This window comes from Acinetobacter johnsonii ANC 3681, assembly GCF_000368805.1.
Taxonomy (GTDB): Bacteria; Pseudomonadota; Gammaproteobacteria; order Pseudomonadales; family Moraxellaceae; genus Acinetobacter; species Acinetobacter johnsonii.
Genome location: NZ_KB849705.1, coordinates 1947817 through 1953969, shown reverse-complemented (window position 1 = coordinate 1953969; position 6153 = coordinate 1947817). Strand labels below are relative to the sequence as shown.

The 6153-nt window shown below is 47.1% G+C and carries 1 protein-coding gene, 2 tRNA genes and 3 rRNA genes; 5 read left to right on the top strand and 1 reads right to left on the bottom strand.

Going from position 1 to position 6153, the window contains the following annotated elements; translation table 11 throughout:
• Positions 1-166 precede the first annotated feature (166 nt).
• The 5 genes from F946_RS13530 (at position 167) to rrf (ending at position 5552) form a co-directional block, all read left to right on the top strand.
• Positions 167-1704 (top strand): 16S ribosomal RNA (locus F946_RS13530).
• 61 nt (positions 1705-1765) lie between these two features.
• Positions 1766-1842: transfer RNA gene (locus tag F946_RS13525), tRNA-Ile, on the top strand.
• Positions 1843-1910: 68 nt separating this feature from the next.
• A tRNA-Ala gene (locus F946_RS13520) sits at positions 1911-1986 on the top strand.
• A 382-nt stretch (positions 1987-2368) separates the two neighbouring features.
• Positions 2369-5262 (top strand): 23S ribosomal RNA (locus F946_RS13515).
• A 175-nt stretch (positions 5263-5437) separates the two neighbouring features.
• Positions 5438-5552, top strand: a 5S ribosomal RNA gene (gene rrf, locus F946_RS13510).
• The 16S, 23S and 5S rRNA genes sit together here with 2 tRNA genes alongside, the layout of an rRNA operon.
• A 191-nt stretch (positions 5553-5743) precedes the next feature.
• Here rrf and F946_RS13505 read toward each other — a convergent pair.
• On the bottom strand, positions 5744-6151 hold the full coding sequence (locus F946_RS13505; RefSeq protein WP_004983220.1) for a roadblock/LC7 domain-containing protein: 408 nt from the start codon (positions 6149-6151) through the stop codon (positions 5744-5746).
• Between the last annotated feature and the right edge of the window lie 2 nt (positions 6152-6153).

The window sequence follows — 6153 nt, the reverse complement described above, 5'->3', positions numbered from 1 at the left end:
AAGATCATTAAGAGATTATGAAGAACAACTTGTGTGGATTTTTACTGATTGATCGATCGAAAATATTTCATTGATTGAAGGTAAAAATTACTCGAAGTTTATTTGAGAAATATTTGTCAGAAAATTGATGAGCCAAGATTTGTAGCCATAAGCTACTAATGATTTTTAACTGAAGAGTTTGATCATGGCTCAGATTGAACGCTGGCGGCAGGCTTAACACATGCAAGTCGAGCGGGGAGATGTAGCTTGCTACATTTCCTAGCGGCGGACGGGTGAGTAATGCTTAGGAATCTGCCTATTAGTGGGGGACAACATTCCGAAAGGAATGCTAATACCGCATACGCCCTACGGGGGAAAGCAGGGGATCTTCGGACCTTGCGCTAATAGATGAGCCTAAGTCAGATTAGCTAGTTGGTGGGGTAAAGGCCTACCAAGGCGACGATCTGTAGCGGGTCTGAGAGGATGATCCGCCACACTGGGACTGAGACACGGCCCAGACTCCTACGGGAGGCAGCAGTGGGGAATATTGGACAATGGGCGAAAGCCTGATCCAGCCATGCCGCGTGTGTGAAGAAGGCCTTTTGGTTGTAAAGCACTTTAAGCGAGGAGGAGGCTACCGAGATTAATACTCTTGGATAGTGGACGTTACTCGCAGAATAAGCACCGGCTAACTCTGTGCCAGCAGCCGCGGTAATACAGAGGGTGCGAGCGTTAATCGGATTTACTGGGCGTAAAGCGTGCGTAGGCGGCTTTTTAAGTCGGATGTGAAATCCCTGAGCTTAACTTAGGAATTGCATTCGATACTGGGAAGCTAGAGTATGGGAGAGGATGGTAGAATTCCAGGTGTAGCGGTGAAATGCGTAGAGATCTGGAGGAATACCGATGGCGAAGGCAGCCATCTGGCCTAATACTGACGCTGAGGTACGAAAGCATGGGGAGCAAACAGGATTAGATACCCTGGTAGTCCATGCCGTAAACGATGTCTACTAGCCGTTGGGGCCTTTGAGGCTTTAGTGGCGCAGCTAACGCGATAAGTAGACCGCCTGGGGAGTACGGTCGCAAGACTAAAACTCAAATGAATTGACGGGGGCCCGCACAAGCGGTGGAGCATGTGGTTTAATTCGATGCAACGCGAAGAACCTTACCTGGTCTTGACATAGTAAGAACTTTCCAGAGATGGATTGGTGCCTTCGGGAACTTACATACAGGTGCTGCATGGCTGTCGTCAGCTCGTGTCGTGAGATGTTGGGTTAAGTCCCGCAACGAGCGCAACCCTTTTCCTTATTTGCCAGCGGGTTAAGCCGGGAACTTTAAGGATACTGCCAGTGACAAACTGGAGGAAGGCGGGGACGACGTCAAGTCATCATGGCCCTTACGACCAGGGCTACACACGTGCTACAATGGTCGGTACAAAGGGTTGCTACCTAGCGATAGGATGCTAATCTCAAAAAGCCGATCGTAGTCCGGATTGGAGTCTGCAACTCGACTCCATGAAGTCGGAATCGCTAGTAATCGCGGATCAGAATGCCGCGGTGAATACGTTCCCGGGCCTTGTACACACCGCCCGTCACACCATGGGAATTTGTTGCACCAGAAGTAGGTAGTCTAACCGCAAGGAGGACGCTTACCACGGTGTGGCCGATGACTGGGGTGAAGTCGTAACAAGGTAGCCGTAGGGGAACCTGCGGCTGGATCACCTCCTTAACGAAAGATTGACGATTGGTAAGAATCCACAACAAGTTGTTCTTCATGACGATGTATCTGAGGGTCTGTAGCTCAGTTGGTTAGAGCACACGCTTGATAAGCGTGGGGTCACAAGTTCAAGTCTTGTCAGACCCACCAAATCTGACTAACAAGCATTATTAAATGCTGAATACAGAAAAGCAGAGACATTGACTTATTGATAAGCTGGGGACTTAGCTTAGTTGGTAGAGCGCCTGCTTTGCACGCAGGAGGTCAGGAGTTCGACTCTCCTAGTCTCCACCAAATTTCAAGACAAGAAAAGCATGCTTTTCCTTGAAATTTAAGCAAGAAGCTATGCTTCGCGCAGATAGGTTGGATTACAGAAATTAGTAAGTAGATAACTTATTAACTTCTGTGATTTATCACAGTTTCCTGACCTGACGAAGGCTGGAAAAATCATTAACAGAATATATTTGAGTTGAAATAATTTGTTCATACTCGTTTTAGTTAACTTAACAAGCAATTGTTAACGTTGAATGAAATGAGTTACTAGCGAAATTAACTGAATCAAGCGTTTTGGTATGTGAATTGAATTGAAGCTGTACGGTGCTTAAGTGCACAGTACTTCAAACTGTAATGTTGAACGTTCTCACTTGTAGGAACGATCGACTGTTTGGGGTTGTATAGTCAAGTAATTAAGTGCATGTGGTGGATGCCTTGGCAGTCAGAGGCGATGAAAGACGTAATAGCCTGCGATAAGCTCCGGGGAGGCGGCAAATATCCTGTGATCCGGAGATTTCTGAATGGGGAAACCCACCTGTCATAAGGCAGGTATCGTATGATGAATACATAGTCATACGAGGCGAACGAGGGGAAGTGAAACATCTCAGTACCCTTAGGAAAAGAAATCAATTGAGATTCCCTCAGTAGCGGCGAGCGAACGGGGAAAAGCCCATTAAGTCATATAAGTTCTAGTGGAATGCTCTGGGAAGTGCAACCATAGTGGGTGATAGTCCTGTACACGAAAGGGCTTATATGATGATGTCGAGTAGGGCGGGGCACGTGAAACCTTGTCTGAATATGGGGGGACCATCCTCCAAGGCTAAATACTCCTGACTGACCGATAGTGAACCAGTACCGTGAGGGAAAGGCGAAAAGAACCCCTGTGAGGGGAGTGAAATAGATCCTGAAACCGCATGCATACAAGCAGTGGGAGCCGACTTGTTCGGTGACTGCGTACCTTTTGTATAATGGGTCAGCGACTTACATTCAGTAGCAAGGTTAACCGCATAGGGGAGCCGTAGAGAAATCGAGTCTTAATAGGGCGTTTAGTTGCTGGGTGTAGACCCGAAACCGGGTGATCTATCCATGAGCAGGTTGAAGGTTGGGTAACACTAACTGGAGGACCGAACCCACTGTCGTTGAAAAGCCAGGGGATGACTTGTGGATAGGGGTGAAAGGCTAATCAAACTCGGTGATAGCTGGTTCTCCCCGAAAGCTATTTAGGTAGCGCCTCGGACGAATACCATTGGGGGTAGAGCACTGTTTCGGCTAGGGGGTCATCCCGACTTACCAAACCGATGCAAACTCCGAATACCAATGAGTACTATCCGGGAGACAGACTGCGGGTGCTAACGTCCGTAGTCAAGAGGAAAACAATCCAGACCGCCAGCTAAGGCCCCAAAATTATAGTTAAGTGGGAAACGATGTGGGAAGGCATAGACAGCTAGGAGGTTGGCTTAGAAGCAGCCACCCTTTAAAGAAAGCGTAATAGCTCACTAGTCGAGTCGGCCTGCGCGGAAGATGTAACGGGGCTAAAACTATATGCCGAAGCTGCGGATTTGCAATTTATTGCAAGTGGTAGGGGAGCGTTCTGTAAGCCGATGAAGGTGTATTGAGAAGTATGCTGGAGGTATCAGAAGTGCGAATGCTGACGTGAGTAACGACAATGCGAGTGAAAAACTCGCACGCTGAAAGACCAAGGGTTCCAGTCCAACGTTAATCGGGGCTGGGTGAGTCGACCCCTAAGGCGAGGCCGAGAGGCGTAGTCGATGGGAAATTGGTTAATATTCCAATACTTCTATGTAATGCGATGAGAGGACGGAGAAGGTTAAGTCAGCCTGGCGTTGGTTGTCCAGGTGGAAGGTTGTAGGCATGTATCTTAGGCAAATCCGGGGTACTCTATGCTGAGAACTGATAGCAAGCTGTACTTGTACAGTGAAGTGGCTGATACCATGCTTCCAGGAAAAGTCTCTAAGCTTCAGTTACATAGGAATCGTACCCGAAACCGACACAGGTGGTCAGGTCGAGTAGACCAAAGCGCTTGAGAGAACTCTGCTGAAGGAACTAGGCAAAATGGTACCGTAACTTCGGGAGAAGGTACGCTGCCGACGGTGATAGGATTTACTCCTTGAGCTATTGGCAGCCACAGAAACCAGGCCCCTGCAACTGTTTATTAAAAACATAGCACTCTGCAAACACGAAAGTGGACGTATAGGGTGTGATGCCTGCCCGGTGCTGGAAGGTTAATTGATGGGGTTAGCGTAAGCGAAGCTCTTGATCGAAGCCCCAGTAAACGGCGGCCGTAACTATAACGGTCCTAAGGTAGCGAAATTCCTTGTCGGGTAAGTTCCGACCTGCACGAATGGCATAATGATGGGGGCGCTGTCTCCAGCAGAGACTCAGTGAAATCGAATTCGCCGTGAAGATGCGGTGTACCCGCGGCTAGACGGAAAGACCCCGTGAACCTTTACTGCAGCTTGACATTGAACTTTGATCTTACTTGTGTAGGATAGGTGGGAGGCTTTGAAACCGAGACGCTAGTTTCGGTGGAGCCAATCTTGAAATACCACCCTGGTAATATTGAGGTTCTAACTCTGTCCCGTTATCCGGGACGAGGACCATGTCTGGTGGGTAGTTTGACTGGGGCGGTCTCCTCCTAAAGAGTAACGGAGGAGTACGAAGGTGCGCTCAGCGTGGTCGGAAATCACGCGTAGAGTATAAAGGCAAAAGCGCGCTTAACTGCGAGACCCACAAGTCGAGCAGGTACGAAAGTAGGTCTTAGTGATCCGGTGGTTCTGTATGGAAGGGCCATCGCTCAACGGATAAAAGGTACTCTGGGGATAACAGGCTGATACCGCCCAAGAGTTCATATCGACGGCGGTGTTTGGCACCTCGATGTCGGCTCATCTCATCCTGGGGCTGAAGCAGGTCCCAAGGGTATGGCTGTTCGCCATTTAAAGAGGTACGCGAGCTGGGTTTAGAACGTCGTGAGACAGTTCGGTCCCTATCTACCGTGGGCGTTGGAAATTTGAGAGGATCTGCTCCTAGTACGAGAGGACCAGAGTGGACGAACCTCTGGTGTACCGGTTGTGACGCCAGTCGCATCGCCGGGTAGCTATGTTCGGAAGGGATAACCGCTGAAAGCATCTAAGCGGGAAGCCTACCTCAAGATAAGATTTCCCTAGGACTTTATGTCCTCTAAAGAGCCGTTGAAGACTACGACGTTGATAGGTTGGATGTGGAAGCATAGTGATATGTGAAGCTGACCAATACTAATTGCTCGTGAGGCTTGACTATACAACACCCAAACAGTTGGTGTTGTGGTTCAAATCACTGCAAACAACTTGATTTAGTTATAAAGCTAGATACAATATCCAACTCAAATATACCTGTTAATAACTCATTTGATGAAAGTTAGGCACGAAGAGCACTGCTCTGAGGTTAGACCCAACGAATAGTCATAAACAGTTGTGCTGGCGACAATAGCAAGAGTGAACCACCTGATCCCTTCCCGAACTCAGAAGTGAAACCTCTTAGCGCTGATGGTAGTGTGGAGTTATCCATGTGAGAGTAAGTCATCGCCAGCTCATTAATTCTAAATCCCCCTAACTCAAATGAGATAGGGGGATTTTTTTATGCAACATATATTCAATAATTTAAATAAAGAATTATTAAGTGGGTAAGAAGAGAATTAGAGCGGAGAATACACGCTAAATTATACAAAAATACATTTATATAATTTAAAATTATGTGAAATATCTACCATTTATCAGAAATATCAGTATTGCATAATTTTGTTACTTGCATTTTTTAGGGTATAGAGTAGCTGCCCTAAGAGTACATCTTTTTCAGTCAAGGTTACGATAATCATTGGATGATTTGGAGAAGGAGTCGAGGTTAAAATGGCTTTACCATTGTCCGCATCCAAAGTAATCGACTGACAACCTTCGAGATGAATTTCATTCATAAAAGCAGCAACCATAGCTAAAATCGAGCTACTAACTGCTGCAAGTTTAGTGCTGTTATACCCATTTCTCTTATAAACATGGGCTAACTCGAAGCCATCTGTGCTACACAGCATGACATAATTGACACTGCGGACATTCATGAGAACATCTTGAATCGCACTCTTTGCAAAATCAATTAACCCTTTTGGTGCTGTGCGGCTTTGAGCTAAAGTAAACATAT